The 18,831-nt window shown below is 69.0% G+C and carries 20 protein-coding genes; 13 read left to right on the top strand and 7 right to left on the bottom strand.

Annotation, left to right across the window (positions count from 1 at the left end; translation table 11 throughout):
* Positions 1 to 152: 152 nt before the first annotated feature.
* Both ACFCV3_RS19780 and ACFCV3_RS19775 read left to right on the top strand, forming a co-directional pair.
* Positions 153 to 1,283, top strand: coding sequence for an exonuclease SbcCD subunit D (locus ACFCV3_RS19780; protein WP_376031717.1), 1,131 nt, complete (start codon positions 153 to 155; stop codon positions 1,281 to 1,283).
* Complete coding sequence (locus ACFCV3_RS19775) at positions 1,280 to 4,045, top strand: AAA family ATPase (protein WP_376031716.1); 2,766 nt, start codon at positions 1,280 to 1,282, stop codon at positions 4,043 to 4,045. Before ACFCV3_RS19780 ends, ACFCV3_RS19775 begins: the two co-directional genes overlap by 4 nt.
* On the opposite strand, the gene fdhD is transcribed toward ACFCV3_RS19775, so the two are convergent.
* Together fdhD and ACFCV3_RS19765 are read right to left on the bottom strand one after the other, a co-directional pair.
* Positions 4,029 to 4,862: a formate dehydrogenase accessory sulfurtransferase FdhD gene (gene fdhD, locus ACFCV3_RS19770; protein WP_376031714.1), complete on the bottom strand. Its 834-nt coding sequence runs from the start codon at positions 4,860 to 4,862 to the stop codon at positions 4,029 to 4,031. The two genes, ACFCV3_RS19775 and fdhD, sit on opposite strands and share 17 nt — an antisense overlap.
* Positions 4,863 to 4,872: 10 nt before the next feature.
* Entirely contained in the window at positions 4,873 to 5,853 is a 981-nt protein-coding gene (locus ACFCV3_RS19765) for a phosphotransferase family protein (RefSeq protein WP_376031712.1), read from the bottom strand.
* 154 nt (positions 5,854 to 6,007) lie between these two features.
* On the opposite strand from ACFCV3_RS19765, the gene ACFCV3_RS19760 reads away from it, so the two are divergent.
* On the top strand, positions 6,008 to 6,460 hold the full coding sequence (locus tag ACFCV3_RS19760) for a hypothetical protein (RefSeq protein WP_376031710.1): 453 nt from the start codon (positions 6,008 to 6,010) through the stop codon (positions 6,458 to 6,460).
* Between the two features lie 71 nt (positions 6,461 to 6,531).
* Positions 6,532 to 7,137, top strand: a complete 606-nt coding sequence (locus ACFCV3_RS19755; protein ID WP_376031708.1) for a trimeric intracellular cation channel family protein — start codon at positions 6,532 to 6,534, stop codon at positions 7,135 to 7,137.
* Here the strand turns inward: ACFCV3_RS19755 and ACFCV3_RS19750 are convergent.
* Positions 7,134 to 8,333 carry an MFS transporter gene (locus ACFCV3_RS19750; protein WP_376031706.1) on the bottom strand — a complete coding sequence of 400 codons (1,200 nt, stop codon included), beginning with the start codon at positions 8,331 to 8,333 and terminating at the stop codon, positions 7,134 to 7,136. The genes ACFCV3_RS19755 and ACFCV3_RS19750 overlap by 4 nt on opposite strands.
* A 93-nt stretch (positions 8,334 to 8,426) precedes the next feature.
* Between ACFCV3_RS19750 and ACFCV3_RS19745 the strand changes: the two genes are divergently transcribed.
* The 3 genes from ACFCV3_RS19745 to ACFCV3_RS19735 all read left to right on the top strand — a co-directional run bounded on the left by ACFCV3_RS19745 (position 8,427) and on the right by ACFCV3_RS19735 (position 10,887).
* On the top strand, positions 8,427 to 9,503 hold the full coding sequence (locus ACFCV3_RS19745; protein ID WP_376031704.1) for a ferrochelatase: 1,077 nt from the start codon (positions 8,427 to 8,429) through the stop codon (positions 9,501 to 9,503).
* Complete coding sequence (locus tag ACFCV3_RS19740; protein WP_376031703.1) at positions 9,500 to 10,291, top strand: inositol monophosphatase family protein; 792 nt, start codon at positions 9,500 to 9,502, stop codon at positions 10,289 to 10,291. The genes ACFCV3_RS19745 and ACFCV3_RS19740 overlap by 4 nt, the downstream gene beginning before the upstream one ends.
* 296 nt (positions 10,292 to 10,587) lie before the next feature.
* Positions 10,588 to 10,887, top strand: coding sequence for a DUF4193 domain-containing protein (locus tag ACFCV3_RS19735; protein WP_130379292.1), 300 nt, complete (start codon positions 10,588 to 10,590; stop codon positions 10,885 to 10,887).
* 74 nt (positions 10,888 to 10,961) lie between these two features.
* On the opposite strand, the gene ACFCV3_RS19730 is transcribed toward ACFCV3_RS19735, so the two are convergent.
* Both ACFCV3_RS19730 and ACFCV3_RS19725 read right to left on the bottom strand, forming a co-directional pair.
* A complete protein-coding gene (locus ACFCV3_RS19730; RefSeq protein ID WP_376031700.1) occupies positions 10,962 to 11,276 on the bottom strand; it encodes a DUF4235 domain-containing protein in 315 nt (104 codons plus the stop codon).
* A gap of 30 nt (positions 11,277 to 11,306) precedes the next feature.
* On the bottom strand, positions 11,307 to 11,762 hold the full coding sequence (locus tag ACFCV3_RS19725) for a DUF3093 domain-containing protein (RefSeq protein WP_376031698.1): 456 nt from the start codon (positions 11,760 to 11,762) through the stop codon (positions 11,307 to 11,309).
* Between the two features lie 52 nt (positions 11,763 to 11,814).
* On the opposite strand from ACFCV3_RS19725, the gene dut reads away from it, so the two are divergent.
* From dut to ACFCV3_RS19705, 4 genes are all read left to right on the top strand, one after another.
* Positions 11,815 to 12,267: a dUTP diphosphatase gene (gene dut, locus ACFCV3_RS19720; RefSeq protein ID WP_376031696.1), complete on the top strand. Its 453-nt coding sequence runs from the start codon at positions 11,815 to 11,817 to the stop codon at positions 12,265 to 12,267.
* Positions 12,268 to 12,346: 79 nt separating this feature from the next.
* The gene (locus tag ACFCV3_RS19715) at positions 12,347 to 12,997 is read left to right on the top strand and encodes a DUF3710 domain-containing protein (protein ID WP_376031694.1); all 651 of its coding nucleotides are present in this window, start codon (positions 12,347 to 12,349) and stop codon (positions 12,995 to 12,997) included.
* 20 nt (positions 12,998 to 13,017) lie between these two features.
* The gene (locus tag ACFCV3_RS19710) at positions 13,018 to 13,407 is read left to right on the top strand and encodes an OB-fold nucleic acid binding domain-containing protein (protein WP_132169673.1); all 390 of its coding nucleotides are present in this window, start codon (positions 13,018 to 13,020) and stop codon (positions 13,405 to 13,407) included.
* Complete coding sequence (locus tag ACFCV3_RS19705) at positions 13,400 to 14,125, top strand: DUF3159 domain-containing protein (RefSeq protein ID WP_376031692.1); 726 nt, start codon at positions 13,400 to 13,402, stop codon at positions 14,123 to 14,125. Before ACFCV3_RS19710 ends, ACFCV3_RS19705 begins: the two co-directional genes overlap by 8 nt.
* A gap of 52 nt (positions 14,126 to 14,177) precedes the next feature.
* On the opposite strand, the gene ACFCV3_RS19700 is transcribed toward ACFCV3_RS19705, so the two are convergent.
* Together ACFCV3_RS19700 and ACFCV3_RS19695 are read right to left on the bottom strand one after the other, a co-directional pair.
* Positions 14,178 to 14,864 (bottom strand): potassium channel family protein, encoded by a 687-nt coding sequence (locus ACFCV3_RS19700; protein WP_376031690.1) that lies wholly within the window; start codon positions 14,862 to 14,864, stop codon positions 14,178 to 14,180.
* Complete coding sequence (locus tag ACFCV3_RS19695; RefSeq protein ID WP_376031688.1) at positions 14,864 to 15,526, bottom strand: potassium channel family protein; 663 nt, start codon at positions 15,524 to 15,526, stop codon at positions 14,864 to 14,866. Before ACFCV3_RS19695 ends, ACFCV3_RS19700 begins: the two co-directional genes overlap by 1 nt.
* 93 nt (positions 15,527 to 15,619) lie before the next feature.
* Here ACFCV3_RS19695 and ACFCV3_RS19690 point away from each other — a divergent pair, with 93 nt between their 5' ends.
* Both ACFCV3_RS19690 and ACFCV3_RS19685 read left to right on the top strand, forming a co-directional pair.
* Positions 15,620 to 17,650, top strand: coding sequence for an APC family permease (locus tag ACFCV3_RS19690; protein WP_376031687.1), 2,031 nt, complete (start codon positions 15,620 to 15,622; stop codon positions 17,648 to 17,650).
* Positions 17,647 to 18,828: a class I SAM-dependent RNA methyltransferase gene (locus ACFCV3_RS19685; RefSeq protein ID WP_376031685.1), complete on the top strand. Its 1,182-nt coding sequence runs from the start codon at positions 17,647 to 17,649 to the stop codon at positions 18,826 to 18,828. Before ACFCV3_RS19690 ends, ACFCV3_RS19685 begins: the two co-directional genes overlap by 4 nt.
* Positions 18,829 to 18,831: the final 3 nt, after the last annotated feature.

The raw sequence follows: 18,831 nt of genomic DNA, 5'->3' as shown, positions 1-18,831 counted from the left end.
CTGACACCGGCTACCTCCTGTCCTTCGTGCCGCCGCCCCACCAACCGGACGCCAGCTGAGGGGGATTTGGTGTCCGGAGTGTGGGCGGTGTGGGGGTTGGAGGTGTGTTGGGTTGGGCGGGGGTGGCTGGTCGGGTTAGCGTTCTCAGCGCAATGGACGACTCGATCACGTTTCTGCACAGTTCGGACTGGCAGCTGGGAATGCTGCGCCGGTTCCTGGGGCCGGACGGTCAGGCCCGGTGGGGGCAGGCCCGGCTCGATGCTGTCGCGCGGATCGGGGAGGTTGCGGAGCGGACCGGGGCCGCGTTCGTGGTGGTGACGGGGGATGTGTTCGAGCACAACCAGGTGGAGCGGCAGACGATCCTGCGGGCGTGTGAGGCGCTGAAGCGGATTCCGGTGCCGGTGGTGCTGTTGCCGGGGAACCATGATGCGCTCGAGCCCGGGTCGTTGTGGACGTCGAGTCAGTGGCAGGCGCATGCGCCGGAGCACGTCACCGTGCTGACTGACACGACACCGATCGAGATCGTGCCGGGCGTCGAGGTTGTCGGTGCACCCTGGCGGTCGCGCCGCCCGACGTCCGACCCAGCAGCGGCCGCCTACGCACACCTCGAACCAGCACCACCCGGTACGACGCGGATCCTGCTCGTGCACGGCCAGCTCACCAGCCTCAGCGGCGGCATGTCCGAGGTGCCGCCGATCGACCAGGCGGCCCTCGAGGCCGCGGTGGCCGCCAACAAGGTTCAGTACGTCGGCCTCGGCGACCGTCACTCGACGACCAAGGTGACCGAGCGGATCTGGTTCTCGGGCACCCAGGAGGTCACCACTCCGGAGGAGACCGACCCGGGCAACGTGCTGAGGGTGACCGTCAGCCAGAGCGACATCGAGGTTGAGCCGATCCGGGTCGGCGCCTGGCACATGGTGGATCACCACGTGGAGTTGTTCGACGAGGAGTCGCTGACCGCGCTCGAGGACTGGTTCGCGGAGCTGCCCGACAAGGAGCGCACGTACGTGCGGCTGGCCGGGGACGGGTCGCTGAGCCTTCCGTTGCTCAGCCGCCTCGACACGATTGTCGACGTACAGGGTGAGGCGTTCGCCAGCGTCGAGAAGTGGGCGAAGTTCTGGACCGTCCGGCCGGCACCGGACGCGGCGGATCTGGATGCGTTGCAGCTGAGTGGTCCGGCCCGGGCTGCGATGGAGGAGTTGCGCCAGGCGCTGGCCGGTGGGGACGAGGGCGCGGGTGCCGCGCTGTCGCTGATGCACCGATTGGCGCGGGACGCGGGATGAGGCTGCACTCTCTGACGCTGCGGAACTTCCGCGGCGTCAAGGACCGTACTGTTCGGCTGCCCGCTCTCGGGACGACGGTCGTGGTCGGTGACAACGAGGTCGGCAAGTCCAGTCTGGTCGAGGCGTTCGGGCTGATCTTCGACCTGCCCGACGACTCCAAGTCGACCCGGATCCGCGACATCCAGCCGGTCGGCCAGGACGTCGCTCCCGAGGTGACCGCCGAGCTGACCCTGGGCGGGCGCGAGCTCACCTACACCAAGCGCTGGCTGAAGAACCGGTCGACCGAGCTCGCCGTGGTCGATTCCACCGGCCGCCGTACGGCGTGGACCGGGCGCGAGGCGCACAACGAGGCCGAGCGGCTCTTCCACGAGTACGTCGATCCGGTGCTGTGGCAGACGTTGATGGTGAGTCAGGGGCAGTCGCTGATCCTGCCGACCCCGGCCGACGCCGAGCCGCTGATCACCGCGGTCACCGCCGAGTCCGGTACGCCGGTCGATGGCGCGTCGATGCCGTTGGTGAGTGCGGTCGAGCACGAGTACCTCCGGTACTGGACGCGCGGCGGCCGGGCGACCGGTGACTACGCGAAGTCGGAGAAGGCGGTCGCGGCGGCTGAGCTGCAGGCGGCGCAGGCCTTGAAGGCGATGGAGGAGGTCCAGCAGGACATCCGCCGCGCCGAGCGGCTGACGCTCGACCTCGCGGACGTCGACAGTCGGCTGGCCGATCACCTGACCACGGTCGAGGAGGTCCGCGAGCGCAAGCAGGCGACCGACGAGATCCTGCTTCGCCGCGACACCGTCCGCTCGAAGGCCGAGACCGCGCGCGCCCGGTTGGTGAACCACACCCGGACCCGGGAAGAGCGGGAGCGCCTTCTCGACGAGGTCGAGCGGTTCACCAAGATCGATGCCGAGCTGGCCGAACGCCGTACCGATGCCGACACCGTCGCCAAGGCCGCGGCCGAGACCGTGCAGGCGGCCGAGGCGGCGCTGGCGGAGGTGATCGAGCTCAAGGACATCCGCCGTACCGATGTGCAGGACGCGGAGCGGCGGGTCAGCCAGCTGGTCGATCAGGCCGAGCTGGAGCGGCTGGTCGGGCAGCAGACCGAGCTGATCGACGTCCGCGCCCGGATCGTGACGGCCGCGGCGATCCTGGACAAGATCAAGGTCGACGACGGACTGTTCGCGGCGCTCGAGGACGCCCGCGCCGCGGTGGTCGAGGCGCGCGCGGCGCTGGCGGCCGGCGTACCGGAGGTCGTCGTACGGCGGCTCGGCGCGGAGCCGGTCGAGTTGTCGGGGAAGGGCGTGGAGGCATCCGCTGGGCGGGTTCCGAAGGAGCTCGGGTTCGACGAGACGGCCGAGCTGCTGGTCTCGGGTGAGCTGGTCGTCGGCGTGCCGGGCCAGCTCGAGGTCACGGTGCGCGCGGGTGGTGAGGCGGCGACCCTGCGGTCCCGGGTCGACGACGCGGTCCGGCGCGAGAAGGAGTTGCTGAAGAAGGCCGGCGTGAAGGACGTCGCGGCTGCGCGTGAGCAGTTGCGGCGGGCCGATACGGCGTCGGCCGAGCTGCAGGAGGCTCGTCGTACCGAGAAGTCTTTGACGTCCGCGGGCGACCCGGGGGAGCGGATCGCGGTGCTGACCGCGCGGCTCGGGATCGGTGCCGATGACGAGGACGAGCAGAGTGGGTCGAAGCAGGCGGCCGTCGAGGGCGTGCCGGGGCAGATGTCGCTGTTCGAGGAGTTTGCCTCGCCACTCGACACGCTCTTCGACGACTTCGAACTCCCCGCACCGCCGCCGGACGATCTGACCGGTGCGCAGCGCCAGCTGGATGATGCGCGTGCCGAGTTGGCTGGTGTCGAGCGGTTGCTGACGGAGGCCGAGTTCGCGGCGGCGCAGGCGCGGAAGGCTGCGGACGAGGATCGATCTGAGGCGCAGCAGGCGCGGGCCCGGTCCGAGATTGCCGGGGAGCGGCTGGCTGCGGCGGTTGACGCTCTCAAGGCGGCGCGGGCGGTGCTCGACGACGACGCGGTGACGGCGGCCGAGGCGGAAGCCATGGCCGAGGTCGAGGCGGTGCTTGAGGAGCTGACCGCGGTCCAGGAGCAGGCCGATGCGGCCGGTGCGGATCAGGTGGCCGGTGAGCTGGCCGACGCGCTGGCGGTGGCGACGCGGATGCAGGGGGAGCGGGACACCTTGCGCGACGCGTTGCGGACGACCGAGGGCCGGTTGGAGCAGTCCGGGCGCGACGGTATGGCGACCCGGCGGGATGTGGCCGAGCTGGAGCTGGCCGCTATCCGTTCGGAGCACGAGAGCCTGCAGCGGCGGGCCGAGGCCGCACGGCGGGTCTACGAGACGTTGGGGCGGCATCGGGCTGCTGCACAGACGAAGTACTCGGAGCCGCTGCAGACGCGCATCGAGGCCCTGGGACGCAGTGTCTACGGGCCGTCGTTCAAGATCTGGCTGGATGACGACCTGGCGGTCGCCGAGCGCGAGCTGGACGGCGTGCGGCTGCCGATCGAGGCACTGTCGACAGGTGCGCAGGAGCAGCTCGCCATCATCACGCGGCTCGCGATCAGCCACCTCGTCAGTACCGGCGACGGCAGTGTGCCGGTGATCTTCGACGACGCACTCGGTTGGTCCGACAAGGCCCGGCTGCGCGACATGGGCGCGTTACTCGGCCGAGCCGGGGACCATGGGCAGGTCATCATCCTGACCTGTATGCCGGACCGCTACGAGTACGTCCCGAAGGCGACCTTCATCAAGCTGGACGGATGATCCGCTCCGGGTTGCTGTAGATCACACACCGCTCGCCCCGCGCGAACCCGGCCACGGTCACACCGAACTGCCGGGCGAGATCAACCGCCAGGCTCGACGGAGCGCCCACCGCGACGATCATCCCGAGACCGGCCGCGACCGCCTTCTGGACGATCTCGTAGCCGACGCGACCACTGACCGCGAGCACCAGGCCCTTGCGCGGTTGCTGGTTGAGCAGGGTCCACCCGACCACCTTGTCGACCGCGTTGTGCCGGCCGACATCCTCGCGGACCACGACCTTGCGGCCGTCCGTGGTGAACAGTCCGGCCGCGTGCAGACCGCCGGTACGGGAGAACGTGGGCTGGGCTTCGCGGAGCAGGTCCGGCAGCCGCCGTACGACGTCGATATCGACCTCGACGGGGTCGACCGGGTCGTAGTCGCGCTCGGCGAGTTCGTCGAGGGACTGCTGGCCGCAGACTCCGCAGGCGGCCGAGGTGACGCCGTACCGCTGGGGTGGTTCGCGGTCCGGCGGGCCGTCGAAGGCGACCGTGACGGTGTTGAACTGCTGCTCGCGGGTCAGCTTGTTGTCGGTGCAGTAGGCAACGGTCCGGATCGCGCCCGGGCGGACCGCGAACCCCTCGCCGAGACAGAACCCGGCCGCGAGCTCGAAGTCGGATCCCGGGGTCCGCATCGTGACGACGAGCGGCTCCGGCGGCCGGCCCGGCCACTCGAGCCGGAGCTCGAGCGGCTCCTCGGTGACGACGACGTCCTCACGCCGCGAGGTGCGCTCGCCGTCGAGCACCTCGACCTTGAACCGGCTGGTCGGAGCTTTGGTCATAGCTATGAGGTTAGGTGGTCCAGCCACGTCGGGTCGCCAGCCAGTCCAGGAAGGTCCACGCGTAGAAGCGCTGGTGCTCGCGCAGTACCTGGGTGGTGCCGATCGGGGGTGGGTTGTCGGGGTTCTTCAGCATGTACGCCGCGATCACCGCGATGAAGCAGTCGAGGTCATCAGCCGGTACGTCGGCAGTCAGCGGGCTGCTGCGGATCGCCGTACCGGTGTCGATGCCGTGGTGCTGTGCGACCGGGAGCAGGCCGACCCAGTCCAGCCAGCGTGGGCCGAGTGACAGCCAGTTCCAATCGACCGTCCAGCAGGTGCCGGTGGTGTCGATCAGCAGGTTGTCCGGTCGCAGGTCGGTGTGCGCGGCCGCGTCGCCGGACAGTGCCTCCGGTACGGCCTTCATGAGGTCGGCCAGCTCGGGTATTACCCGCGGGACCCAGTCCTGCAGCCCGCGCGGCACCGGGCGGTCCCCGGCCAGGATCTGCTCGGGTACGAGCAACGCAGACTCCCCGGACTCCAGATCCTTCAGGAACGTGTCCAGTCCGGCGATCGGGTTGGGGGCGAGCGCGTCGGCCATCGCCTCGCACCTCGCCGTCACCACCGCGAAGTCCGCGGCCGTCCACGGCGCGCCCGGCATCCGTGCGTCCACCCACTCCGACACCACCGCGAACCAGTCGTCGGTCCGGGCCGTGGTGATGATCGCAGGGGCCTGGGTGGCAGCCGGGAGCTGCGGGACCACGTCGGCTTCCCGCTGATAGGCGTCGTACGAGTGCAGGGTGTTGTCGGAGGCCTTGACGAAGACCCGCCGGCCGTCGGCGAGGCGGACCGGGGCCGCGAAGCCGCCGGTGAAGCCGGAGGTGACCGAGGGCGAGGCGGCGACGATTTCGGTGCCCAGGGCAACGGACAGCGCGTGCTTGAGCTCCTCCGGCAGTGCGTCCCAGGTCGGTCGCAGGGAGGTGGCACGGTAATCGACATCCGGTGGCCCGCTCATGCTCACAGACGATAGAGCGCCGGTGCCCGGTACCGCGCGGGGTTTAATCCGGACACCTTGAAACCCAGATCGAAAGGTCGAGCGGAGCAGCCCTGTCACCGCTTAGCATCACTGCGAAATTTCTCGTTCGAGCTGCTTCGAAGGGTTGGGGTATATGCACAAGGGACGCATGATCGGCATCACACTGGCGGCGCTGGGCATGGCGCTGGCCGGTGGGTCGCAGGCCGTGGCGAAGGAAGCTCCGGCGGTCGCCGCGCAGCCCGCCGCGGTCGCGGCCGGTACGCCGGGGATGTCGCCGGCGCCGGAACGCGCCACCTACGTTGGCCAGTACGACTTCTACAACTACAACTGCCGATCCGGCCGGGCCTGCCTGGCCGTGTGGAACGAGCCGGGTGGCAACTGGCGCGTCTTCGACATGCTGGCGTGCACCACCTACCGGCTATCGAACGCGTACGGCCAGGGAGGGCTCAAGAACAACCAGACCGGCGGCGCAATCGTCAGCATGTACGGCGCCAGCGGCAACCATCTGTACTCGTTCGGGACAGCGGGGCAGGAGCCGCACAACGTCAGAGACCTGACCCCGGTTTACACGGTTCGGCCCTGCTGATCTGAGCGACCGCGCGGGTGCCTCAGGGTGTCCGCGCGGCCTGCCGGGGGGAACTGGAATACCGTGCGACTGTGGCTTTGCACGTGCTGGATCTGGTCGGGATCTTCGTGTTCGGGATCACCGGCGCGCTGGTCGGGGTTCGCAAGCAGCTGGATGTGTTCGGGATCCAGGTGCTGGCGTTGGTGACCGGGCTCGGCGGTGGATTCATTCGCGACGTACTGATCGGTGCGACGCCACCGGCCGCGCTGAAGGACTGGCGCTATCTCGTGGTACCGATCGTCGCGGGGTTGGTCACCTTCTTCCTGCATCCGGGGATCGAACGCCTCGAGCGTCTGGTGAACATCTTCGACGCGGCCGGCCTCGGGCTGTTCTGCGTGACCGGTGCTCTGAAGGCTGTTTCGTACGGCCTGTCGCCGCTGTCGGCCGCGCTGCTCGGCACGATCTCCGGCATCGGCGGTGGTGTCATCCGGGACCTGCTGAGCGGCCGGGTCCCCGTTGTACTCCGCCGGGAGATCTACGCCACCCCGGCCTTCCTCGGGGCCACCATCGTGGTGGTCGCGGCAGCCCTCGACTACCACGCCCTCTGGGTCTCGTACGCCGCCGTCCTCACCTGCTTCACCATCCGCCTCCTCGCCATCCGCCGCGGCTGGAACGCACCGCTACCGCGAACCCACTAGTTGTGGGCGAAGGTGGTTTTGGGGCGGGCGAAGGTGATGGAGGCGGCGGCTATGAGGGCACAGGCGATGCCTACGGCTACGGGGACCCAGTAGGCGTCTGAGGGGCCCCAGACGTCTACTGCGTGGCCGGCGGCGGCGTTGCCGGGGGCCACGCCGAGGAGGATGCCGGTGACGGTCCAGGTGATGGCTTCGGTGAGGCGCTCGGGCGGGACCCATTCCTCGACGCAGGCGGTGACCGCGACCATGGTCGGGGCGATCGTCATACCGCAGCAGAACAGGACGACACCGAGTAGCCAGACGCTGTCGACCCAGGGGAGTGGGGCCAGGCTGATCGCGAGCACGATGGTTCCGATCAGCAGCCGGCGCTCGACCGGAGCGCGCCAATGCACGGAGCCGTACCAGAGGCCGGCCAGCAGGCTGCCGAAGGCCCAGACGGCCAGTACGACGCCGGCCATGCTGGCCTGGCCCTTGAGCGTCGCGAAGGCGACCGTGATCACCTCAGCACCGCCGAGGGTCGCACCGAGGCCCAGACCGATCAGGCTGAGCAGTGCGATCGACACCCACGGCATCGGCGCCTGCTCCTTGCCGTTCGCCTTGCCCCGGCCGGGCGGGTCCGAGCCGCGCAGGAACGCGAGCCACAGACCACCGAGCAGACCGAGTACGCCGGCCGTGGCGAGCCCGGCGTACGGGCTGATCTCGGTCGCGAGGAAGGTGACCACGACCGGACCGATGATGAAGACGACCTCGTCGCCGACTGCCTCCAGCGCGAACGCGGTCTGCAGCGCCCGGCCGCGGCCGAGCAGATGCGTCCAGCGGGCCCGGACGAACGAGCCGACCTGCGGACGGGTGCCACCGGCAACGAACGCGAGCGCGTAGAGCGCCCAGGTCGGTGCGTCCGCGCGAACCGCGACCAGCAGTCCGGCGAGGCCGACCGTGCAGAGCACCGAGCCGACGATCAGGAGCATCCGCTGGCCGAAGCGATCGACCAGCCGGCCCTGGATCGGTCCGGTCACCGCACCGGCGACGACGGCCACGCCGGAGACTGCGCCGGCCAGGCCGTAGGAGCCGCTCTCGCGGGCGATCAGGATGACGACACCGAGTCCGGTCATCGAGATCGGCATCCGGCCGAGCACCCCGGCACTGAAGAACGCGCCGGCGCCGGGACGGCGCATCAGGTGCACGTAAGGCTTCAGCATGGCAGTTGCACCTTATCCGCTCGCGCAGTAAGTCCTGACATCGACCTACCGCCCCGCGCACCACCGTTCCCATCGGGCTGAGAGACTGGATGTATGCCCGTCGGTACCACAGATGCTGCCCCGTACGACGCCGTCCTCCTGCTGTCCTTCGGAGGACCTGAGAAGCCCGAAGACGTGCTGCCCTTCCTGCAGAACGTGACCCGGGGCCGGGGCATCCCGGACGAGCGGCTGAAGGAAGTCGGCGAGCACTACTACGCGTTCGGCGGCAAGAGCCCGATCAACGACCAGAACCGCGCATTGCTCGCCGCACTGCGGGAGGCGTTCGGTCCGGAGCTGCCGGTCTACTGGGGCAACCGGAACTGGGCGCCGTACCTGACCGACACCCTGCGGGAGATGGCGGCCGACGGTATCCAGCGGGCGGTGGTGATCGTGACGGCCGCCTACCCGTCCTACTCGGGCTGCCGGCAGTACCGGGAGAACCTCGAGGACGCGGCCCGCGACGTACCGAACGCGCCACGTCTCGACAAGCTGCGCCACTACGCGAACCACCCGGGCTTCGTCGGCTCGTTCGTCGAGGCGACCGCCGACGCGCTGAGCACGCTGCCCGAGGGCAGTGCGATCGCGTACGTCACCCACTCGATCCCGAATGCGATGAACGACACCAGCGGTCCGGATGGCAACGGGTACGTCGACTGGCACCTGGACGTGGCTGCGGAGATCGATGCGGAGCTGGAGCGCCGTACCGGGCAGACCCGGCGTACCGACCTCGTGTACTGCTCGCGGTCCGGCCCGCCGCAGGTGCCGTGGCTCGAGCCGGACGTGAACGACCATCTGGAGGCCCTGGCAGCCGAGGGGGTGCCGGGAGTGGCCGTCGTACCGATCGGGTTCGTCAGCGACCACATGGAGGTCATCTACGACCTCGACACCGAGGCGGCCGCGACGGCCGAGAAGCTCCGGCTGCCGATGGCCCGGGCTGCGACCCCCGGGACCGACGAGCGGTTCGTCACCATGCTGCGCGACCTGGTCGTCGAGCGGGCCGCCGCCGAGCGCGGTGAGCAGCCGGAGCGGCCGTGCGTCGGCAAGCTCGGCGCAGCCTGGGACGACTGCCGCCACGACTGCTGTCCGGCGCTGCGCCGTCCGGCTCGACCGACTGTGAAGGAATCTGCATGAACCCCCAGGACCTCTTGAAGCTCGCCGTTGCGGTCGCCGAGGAAGCGGCGGCCCTGATCGTCGAGCGGCGCCGGGGGACCATCACGGTCGCCGACACCAAGAGCACCATCACCGACGTGGTCACCGCGGTCGACCGCGAGTCCGAGGAGCTGATCCGGGCCCGGGTGCTGCAGGCCCGGCCGGACGACTCGTTCCTCGGTGAGGAGGGTGACGACGTGGTCGGCACCAGCGGGGTGCGCTGGGTGGTCGACCCGATCGACGGCACGGTCAACTACCTCTACGACCACCCGACGTACGCCGTCTCGATCGCGGTCGAGGTCGACGGTACGACGGTCGCCGGGGTGGTCGTGGACGCGCCGAAGGGCGAGGTGTTCACGGCGACTCTCGGCGGGGGCGCGTTCCTCGACGGCAAGCCGATCCGCTCCTCGGACTGCTCCGAGCTGGCGAAGGCGCTGGTCGGCACCGGCTTCGGGTACGACCCGGTACGCCGCCAGGTCCAGGCTGAGGTGATTTCGCACCTGATCGCCAAGGTGCGTGACATCCGCCGGATCGGGGTCGGCGCGATCGACCTGTGCTACGTCGCCTGCGGCCGGCTGGACGCGGTCTACGAGCGCGGCCTGAACCCGTGGGACTACGGCGCCGGCGCCCTGATCGCTTCCGAGGCCGGCGCGAAGGTCGGCGGGATGCACGGGGAGCCGGTCTCGCCGGAGATGTCGATCGCCGCCGCTCCGGAGCTTTTCGGCCCCTTCCACGACCTGCTGGCGGGCGCGGACCCATTGCGCGCCTAGTTGCACTTGAGTGTTCGTTTCTGCTCGAACTGCGCAGTAATGAGCATTCAATTGTTCGGTACTGACAATAAGTGCGACACGCGGGTCACAAGTTGGACCCCGGCGCGCGCGAAGGGCCTTCGATAGGGCACAATCCCGTCCTCGGGAGCGGAAGTTGCCGCTCCCGGCCTGGCTGTCAAGGGTTTCGGGGGACGAAACGTTCGGCGCTGTCCTTCAGCGCGGAATTTCTCGGCCGCTCCACCCGTTCAAGGGCTCAGCAAGGCAACACCACGGGTACGAAGAGGGCAGGGAACACCATGGCGACTGATTACGACGCCCCGCGCAAGACGGACGAAGACGCTTCCGAAGAGTCGATCGAGGAACTGAAGACTCGCCGTCACGACAAGAACTCCGGCAAGGTCGACGAGGACGAGGCGGAGGCAGCCGAGAGCTTCGAGCTGCCCGGTGCCGACCTGAGTCACGAAGAGCTGGCAGTGCGGGTGCTGCCACGCCAGGCCGACGAGTTCACGTGTTCGAGCTGCTTCCTGGTTCACCACCGCAGCCAGCTCGCAGAGACGAAGAACGGGCAGCTGATCTGCCGCGACTGCGCAGCCTGACCCAGCGCCCTCTTCTTCGTTCGAACGACAACGGGACCGTCCTCAGCGAGGATGGTCCCGTCGTCGTGTCTGAATCAGTCCTTGTCGATGCTCTTCACGAGCCCGCTGCGGACCGTTGAGTCCTGCTCCCAGCCGGGCGGGGCGTGCCCGGTCGACCTCAGGTAGTACGACGCCGCCTGCCGCTCGGCGAACACCGTCGCCACCGCAGCGGCCGCCGCACTGGCCGCCGCCCACGCGGCCACCTCGAGGTACCCGCCCTGGCCCTTCTTCGGCGGCTTACCGCCCGAGCCGACCTTCCAGGCGGTACTGACGGCCTTGCTGGCGGCGATACCGACTGCGACCGCGAAGGCGGTCTGCACCAGCTTCCAGCCGATCTTGGCTCCGACCACGACGTGCCCTCCTAACGAATTGCCTGACAGTCAGGATCTTGTCACGCTGTGCCCGCTCAGAGCGGCCGCCAATCGTTCCGGGTGCCGCGTGGCGAGCACCCAGTACGGCGCTGGGTCGCCCGGATCGGTGATTGCGACCCGGACCGCGCCGCGGGCGTAGCTTCGCAGCAGCAGGTAGGCCTGCGGGTCGCAGTCGCGGCCGAAGGCGTTCCTGGCATCCTCGCCGGTCAGGGCCTCGGCTGCGCCGAGATGCGCCCGCTCGATGACCGCTCTGCCGGCGCGGAGGCGTTCCGCATCCACCTCGACCCGGGCGCCGCCGTACCGGATCAGGAGGGCGAGCAGCGCCAGTAGCGCGACGGCGCCGACGATCACGCCGGCGAGCAGTCCGGCCGGGACGGCAGTGATGGCGAACAGCGTCACAACCGCAGCGGCGGAGATGATCCACCAGGACACCGGCACGCTCAGCTTCTCCCTGTATTCACCCACGGGACCAGCCTGGCATGCAGTGCTCTGTAGCGCGTCGGTAGGGTCGCCTCTCGTGACCGAGGTTCTCATCCAGCGACTCGACCCTGACCTGCCGATCCCGGCGTACGCGCATCCCGGCGACGCCGGCGCGGACCTGGTGGCGGTCTCCGACATCACCCTCAAACCCGGCGAGCGCGGCCTGGTCGGCACCGGCATCGCGATCGCCTTGCAAGACGGGTACGTCGGCCTCGTGCACCCGCGGTCCGGTCTGGCCGCGAAACACGGGGTGTCGATCGTGAACGCGCCGGGCACCGTGGATGCGGGCTACCGGGGCGAGATCAAGGTCTGCCTGATCAATCTCGACCCGCACGCCGAGGTGACGCTGAGGCGCGGGGACAGAATCGCGCAGCTGGTCGTTCAGCAGGTGGAGAAGGCGAAGTTCGTCGAGGTGACCACGCTGCCCGGCTCGGACCGGGGCGTCGGCGGGCACGGCTCGACGGGCGGCTTCGGGAATGTGACACGCTGAAGGCGGTGCGCCGGGTGACACCAGAGATGCGTCAGACTACGGCCGCCGTAGGAATCGATCTAGGAAGTAGGCAAGAGCTGTGATCTTCCGCCGTAAGGGCAAGAACGAAGACCTCGAGACCGAGACCGACGAGGCGGGCACCGGTACGGCGGATCCGCGTGCCGAGGGCCCGTTCGACTCGACCGAGGTGGACCCGGAGCTGCTCGAGGCCGAGGACCGGATCGACCTCGGTGCCCTCGTCATCAGCGGCCTGCCGGGGATGGAGCTGCGGCTGCAGGTCGACGAGCAGTCCGGTGAGGTGCAGGCGATCCTGCTGGTGGTCGAGGAGTCGGCGCTGGAGCTGCGCGCCTTCGCCGCGCCGAAGCGCAGCGGGATCTGGGACGAGGTCCGGCAGGAGATCGCCGGCGAGGCGACCCGGATGGGCGGCACCGCGACCGAGAGTGAGAGCTCGTTCGGTACCGACCTGGTGCTCGTCGTACCGGTCGAGGACCCGGACGGCAAGATCTACAGCCAGACCTCCCGTGTCGTCGGTATCGACGGCCCGCGCTGGCTGCTGCGCGCCACCATCCTCGGCCGCGCCGCGGTCGAGCCGGAGGCCGCGACGCCGCTCGAGCAGACGCTGCGTGAGGTGATCGTCGTCCGCGGTGACGAGCCGATGGCCGTGCGTGAGTCCCTGCCGCTGCGCCTGCCCGAAGGTGCCCAGCCGGTAGAAGGCACGGAGCAGGCTTAACCCGGACTACAATCACGACTATGGGTAGCGACAAACCCGCCGGCCTGTTCCGGCGGGCCTTCCGCGGGCTGGCCGGGGACCGGGACCAGCAGGATGCAGAGGTCCTTCGCGACTACGCGCACGACTGTGGCGCGCGGTCCATCACCGGCTGCCGCGACCGCGAGGTCGTCACGCTGTACGGCACGTTGCGGACCATCACGTTCAGCCCGCGCGGCGGCGTACCGGCCTTGGAGGGTGAGTTGTACGACGGCACCGGCACCGTGAAGCTGGTCTGGCTGGGCCGGCGCAAGATCGCCGGCATCCACCCGGGCTCGGAGCTCACCGCCTCCGGCCGGATCGGTGTCGTCGACGGCGACCGGGTGATGTTCAACCCGCGCTACGAGCTCCGCCCGACGGCCGCCCATGGCTGACACCGACGTCAAGGCCCCGAAGAGCACCACGAAGCAGGTTCTCGGCTGGGTCGGCATGCTGGTCGACATCGGCCTGCCCTGGATCGCGTTCACCGTGGTCTACGCCTTCAGCGACCACGACCTGAAACTCGCCCTGATCGTCGCGATCTCGGCCGCGGCCGTGGTCGGCGTGATCCGCCTGATCCAGCGCAAACCGATCGCCAACGTGATCGGCGGCTTCATAGGTGTCGGCATCTCCGCCTTCACCGCCTCCCGCACCGGCCAGGCCGAAGACGTCTTCCTGCCCGGCATCCTGCTGAACTCGGGCTTCTTCCTGCTCTACGCGATCACGCTGATCACCCGGTATCCGCTGTTCGGCCTCCTGTACGGTGCGATCACGCAAACCTGGCTGGCCTGGCGGAAGGACGCCGAGCTCAACCGCGCCCTCACCCGGGTCACCATGGTCTTCACCGCCCAGGTAGGCATCCGCCTGGCCGTCATGGTCCCGCTCTACCTCACCGACAACGTGAGCGCCCTGGGCGTAGCCAAGATCGCCCTCGGCCTCCCCTTCTACGCCCTGACCCTCTGGGCCGCCTACGCCGTGCTCCGAGGCTCCATGTCCGAAGACAAGTGGGAAGAAGTGAAGGAGAACTTCACCCACCTCCTCAAGGGCACCCAGCCGCCTCCGCCGGTCTCAGCCGAAGAAAAGAAGACCGAGGAACCTGCTCGCGAGAGCTAGATCGCGACAAAGGCGTCCAGCTGATTGCTGGACGCCTTTGGGTTTTCCGGACCTAGGAGGAGCGGTCTCGGCCTCGGTGGTGGTGGGGCGAGAGCATGTCTTCCAGTTGTTCTTCGGTTTCGTCGGCGGCGACGAAGAGGAGTTCGTCGTTGAGTTCGAGGGTGCCGTCGGGGTCCGGGCGGAGGACTCGGCCTTCGCGGAGGATGACGACCAGGGCGGTGTCGAGGGGCCAGTCGATGTCGCCGACGCGGAGACCGATCATGGGGGAGTCCTCGGGGAGGGTGAGTTCCACGAGGTTGGCGTCGCCTTGGCGGAAGGTGAACAGGCGGACCAGGTCGCCTACGGAGACGGCTTCTTCCACCAGGGCGGACATGATGCGGGGGGTGGAGACAGAGACGTCGACGCCCCAGGCCTCGTTGAACATCCACTCGTTGCGGGGGTGGTTGACCCGGGCAACGGTTCGGGGGACGCCGAACTCGGTCTTGGCGAGCAGGGAGACGACGAGGTTGACCTTGTCGTCGCCGGTGCTGGCGATGGCGACCTGGCAGCGCTGCAGGGCGGCCTCCTCCAGGGAGGAGAGCTCGCAGGCGTCGGCCAGCAGCCACTCGGCGCGGGGGACCGACTCGGCCTTGATCGCGCGCGGGTCCTTGTCGATCAGCAGGACCTCGTGGCCGTTGTCCAGCAGTTCGCTGGCGATCGACCGGCCGACCTGGCCGGCCCCGGCGATGGCTACCCGCATCACAGCTCCTCAGGCTTGGTGCCGAGCTGGGACTCGATCGCGGCGGCGTCCCGCTCCAGCATCACGACGTGGACCAGGTCGCCCTCCTGGATGACCGTGTCGGCCTTGGGCAGCACGCCCTCGCCGAGCCGGGTCAGGAACGCGACCCGCGCACCGGTGGCCTTCTCGATGTCGAACGCGAGCCGGCCGACCCACGCCGAGTGCACGTGCACCTCGGCGAGCCGGACCGTGCCGGACGGGTCGCGCCACTCCGGCTCCGAACCCTCGGGCAGCAGCCGGCGCATCATCTGGTCGACCGTCCAGCGGACCGTGCCGACGGTGGGGATACCGAGCCGCTGGTAGACCTCGGCGCGGCCCGGGTCGTAGATCCGGGCCACCACGTTGCCGATCCCGAAGTTCTCCCGGGCGACGCGCGCGGCCAGGATGTTCGAGTTGTCGCCGTTGGAGACCGCGGCGAAGGCCTCGGCCTCCTCGATCCCGGCGTCGATGAGCACCTCGCGGTCGAAGCCCATCCCGGTGACCGTGCGGCCGGTGAAGTTCGGGCTCAGCCGGCGGAAGGAGTCGGCGGACTGGTCGATGATCGCGACCGTATGGCCGCGCTTCTCGAGGTTTCTCGCCAGCGTCGACCCGACGCGGCCGCACCCCATGATGACGACGTGCACTCGCTGATCACTCCTTGCCCCGTCGGGGCACACTGGTCGGTTCGGCAGGGCTAGACGCTACAGGAGTACCCGGGTCCCTCTAACATCTCCCGTGTGACTCCCGCTCTCGGCGATATCGGTAAACGGCTGCTGCTCGGTCGCAAACTGCGCAGCACCCAGCTGGGTGAGACGCTTTTGCCCAAGCGGCTCGCCCTTCCGGTGTTCGCCAGTGACGCTCTGTCCTCGGTCGCCTACGCACCTGACGAGATCTTCCTGACCCTGTCCCTGGCCGGTCTGGCCGCCTACAGCTTCTCCTGGAAGATCGGCCTGCTGGTCGCGTTCGTGATGCTCGTCGTGGTCGCGTCCTACCGGCAGAACGTGCACGCCTACCCGTCCGGTGGTGGCGACTACGAGGTGGCCACGGTCAACATCGGCCCGACGGCCGGTCTGACCGTGGCCAGCGCGCTGATGGTCGACTACGTGCTGACCGTGGCCGTGTCGATCTCGTCGGGGGTGCAGAACGCGAAGTCCGCGCTCCCGTTCCTGGCCGGCCACGAGGTGCCGCTCGGGGTCGGGCTGGTGCTGCTGCTGACCGCGATGAACCTGCGCGGTGTCCGGGAGTCCGGGGCGTTCTTCGCAACCCCGACGTACATCTTCATGGCCGCGGTGATCGGCATGTCGCTCTGGGGCGTCATCCGGTATGCGTTCGGCGAACTGCCGATGGCTGAGAGCGCTCAGTTCGAGGTCCGGCCCGAGCCGGGGCACGAGGTGTTCAGCGGGCTCGCGGCGGTGTTCCTGCTGGCCCGGGCGTTCTCCTCCGGGTGTGCCGCGCTGACCGGTGTCGAGGCGATCAGCAACGGCGTACCGGCGTTCCGGAAGCCGAAGAGCAAGAACGCGGCGACCACGCTGCTGCTGCTCGGCACGATCGCGGTCACGATGCTGATGAGCATCCTGTTCCTGGCCGACAAGATCCGGCTGCGGTTCGCCGAGGACCCCGCGACCCAGCTGCTGGGACCGGATGGCCAGCCGGTCGGTAGCGGCTACGCCCAGAAGACCGTGATCGCCCAGATCGCCGACTCGGTGTTCTCGAACTTCTCACCTGGTTTCTACCTGGTGATCGGCGCGACCATGCTGATCCTGGTGCTGGCCGCGAACACGGCCTTCAACGGCTTCCCGGTCCTCGGGTCGATCCTGGCCCGGGACGGCTTCCTGCCGCGGCAGCTGCACACCCGCGGTGACCGGCTGGCCTACAGCAACGGCATCATCGTGCTGGCGCTCTGCGCGATCGGGCTGATCGTCGCCTTCGACGCCGAGGTCACCAAGCTGATCCAGCTCTACATCGTCGGCGTGTTCGTCAGCTTCACACTCAGCCAGTTCGGCATGATCCGGCACTGGACCCGGCACCTCAAGACCGAGTCCGACGGCGGCAAGCGCCGGCAGATGATGCGGTCCCGGGTGATCAACACGGTCGGTCTCACGATGACCGCAGTCGTCCTGGTGATCGTGCTGATCACCAAGTTCACCCACGGTGCCTACATCGCGATCATCGCGATGGCCGTCCTGTTCCTGCTGATGAAGGGGATCCGCCGGCACTACGACACGGTCGGTAAGCAGACCGCTGTCGAGGGTGACGAGACCCTGATGCTGCCCTCCCGGGTGCACGCCATCGTGCTGGTCTCCAAGCTGCACAAGCCGACCCTGCGGGCGCTGGCCTTCGCCAAGGCGGCCCGGCCGTACACGGTCGAGGCGGTCACGGTGGACGTCGACCGCGCCGAGTCCGACGTACTCCAGGCGGAGTGGGACCGGATGGGGATCCCGATCCCGCTGAAGCGCCTCGCGTCGCCGTACCGGGAGATCACCCGGCCGATCCTGCAGTACGTGCGGGACATCCGTAGGCAGTCGCCGCGGGACGTGGTGATGGTCTACATCCCCGAATACGTGGTCGGTCACTGGTGGGAACACGCCCTGCACAACCAGAGCGCACTGCGGCTCAAGGGGCGGCTCTTGTTCACACCTGGTGTCATGGTTACGTCCGTTCCTTACCAGCTGATCTCGTCGCAGGCTGCGGAGGAGCGGCAGGACCGGGAGGAACGAGTGGCCGGACAGGTACGCCGCGGGGCCCGCAAGTCGTCAGGAGATCGGTGACAGCCGAGGACACAGCCGAGAGCATCGTCGGTACGGTAGTTGAGGTCGAAGTAGGACCAGTGGCGCACGGCGGCCACTGCGTGGCCAGGTACGAAGGACAGGTCGTCTTCGTCCGCCACGCGCTCCCGGGTGAGCTGGTGCATGCCCGGATCACCGAGCAGACCGCGAAGTACCTGCGGGCTGACGCCGTACAGGTGCTGACGCCGTCACCGCAGCGGATCGAGCCGCCGTGCCCGTACGCCGGTCCTGGGTTGTGCGGTGGCTGCGACTTCCAGCACGCCAACATCGTCGAGCAGCGCCGTCTGAAGGCCACCGTGGTCTCCGACACGCTCCGGCGGATCGGTGGGATCGAGCGGACCGTGGTGATGGAGTCACCAGGGGATGAAGGGCTCGGCTGGCGGACACGACAGCGGTACGCCGTTGTCGACGGCCGGCCGGGGATGCGTGCACACCGTTCCCACGAGCTGATCCCGATCGACAAGTGCCTGATCGCTCATCCGGGGACTCCGGACGTGCTGGGGCAGCGGTGGCCGGGAGCGACGTCCGTGCAGGCGGTGGTGTCGTCTGAGGGCAAGACCGCCGTACTGACGGACTCGACGCCGGCTGGTCGGGTCGTGGAGGTCGTGCGGAACCGGCGGTTCCGGGTGGAGGCCGGAGGCTTCTGGCAGGTGCACCCGGCCGCGCCGGAGACGCTGGTGGACGCTGTGATGAGCGGACTGGAGCCTGTGGCCGGGGAGTCGGCTCTGGACCTGTACTCCGGTGTGGGGCTGTTTGCGGCCTTCCTGGCCGAGGCTGGGTGCACGGTGCTGGCGGTGGAGGGTGACAAGGACGCGGTCAAGAACGCGCGGCGCAACCTGCACGACCTGCCGAGCGTGACACTCGAGGCTGGTGACGTGGACCGGGTGCTCAACACCGCGGCCGGGCAGGGACTCGAGCACGTCGACCTGGTCGTGCTGGATCCGCCACGGACAGGTGCCGGGAAGGACGTCGTACGGCGAATTGCCGCGCTCTCGCCGCGGCGGATCGCATATGTGGCGTGTGACCCGGCGGCGTTGGCGCGGGATCTGAAGACCTTTGGGCGGCTCGGGTACGGGATCGCGTCACTGCGGGCGTTCGACTTGTTCGGGATGACGCACCACATCGAGTGCGTCGCCGTGTTGCAGCCTGTGGACAGCTGAGTG

This window comes from Kribbella sp. NPDC056345, from assembly GCF_042262745.1.
Taxonomy (GTDB): Bacteria; Actinomycetota; Actinomycetes; order Propionibacteriales; family Kribbellaceae; genus Kribbella.
Note: the sequence above shows the minus strand (reverse complement) of the source record. Positions and strands in the feature narration are given on the sequence as shown.

Excerpts from the sequence above, each read along its gene's own strand:
- ACFCV3_RS19710 (WP_132169673.1), top strand. The coding sequence starts at position 13,018 with ATGGGTAGCGACAAACCCGCCGGCCTGTTCCGGCGGGCCTTCCGCGGG.
- ACFCV3_RS19740 (WP_376031703.1), top strand. The coding sequence starts at position 9,500 with ATGAACCCCCAGGACCTCTTGAAGCTCGCCGTTGCGGTCGCCGAGGAA.
- ACFCV3_RS19735 (WP_130379292.1), top strand. The coding sequence starts at position 10,588 with ATGGCGACTGATTACGACGCCCCGCGCAAGACGGACGAAGACGCTTCC.
- ACFCV3_RS19700 (WP_376031690.1), bottom strand. The coding sequence starts at position 14,864 with ATGCGGGTAGCCATCGCCGGGGCCGGCCAGGTCGGCCGGTCGATCGCC.
- fdhD (WP_376031714.1), bottom strand. The coding sequence starts at position 4,862 with ATGACCAAAGCTCCGACCAGCCGGTTCAAGGTCGAGGTGCTCGACGGC.
- ACFCV3_RS19745 (WP_376031704.1), top strand. The coding sequence starts at position 8,427 with ATGCCCGTCGGTACCACAGATGCTGCCCCGTACGACGCCGTCCTCCTG.
- ACFCV3_RS19780 (WP_376031717.1), top strand. The coding sequence starts at position 153 with ATGGACGACTCGATCACGTTTCTGCACAGTTCGGACTGGCAGCTGGGA.
- ACFCV3_RS19765 (WP_376031712.1), bottom strand. The coding sequence starts at position 5,853 with ATGAGCGGGCCACCGGATGTCGATTACCGTGCCACCTCCCTGCGACCG.
- ACFCV3_RS19760 (WP_376031710.1), top strand. The coding sequence starts at position 6,008 with ATGCACAAGGGACGCATGATCGGCATCACACTGGCGGCGCTGGGCATG.
- ACFCV3_RS19775 (WP_376031716.1), top strand. The coding sequence starts at position 1,280 with ATGAGGCTGCACTCTCTGACGCTGCGGAACTTCCGCGGCGTCAAGGAC.
- ACFCV3_RS19750 (WP_376031706.1), bottom strand. The coding sequence starts at position 8,333 with ATGCTGAAGCCTTACGTGCACCTGATGCGCCGTCCCGGCGCCGGCGCG.
- ACFCV3_RS19705 (WP_376031692.1), top strand. The coding sequence starts at position 13,400 with ATGGCTGACACCGACGTCAAGGCCCCGAAGAGCACCACGAAGCAGGTT.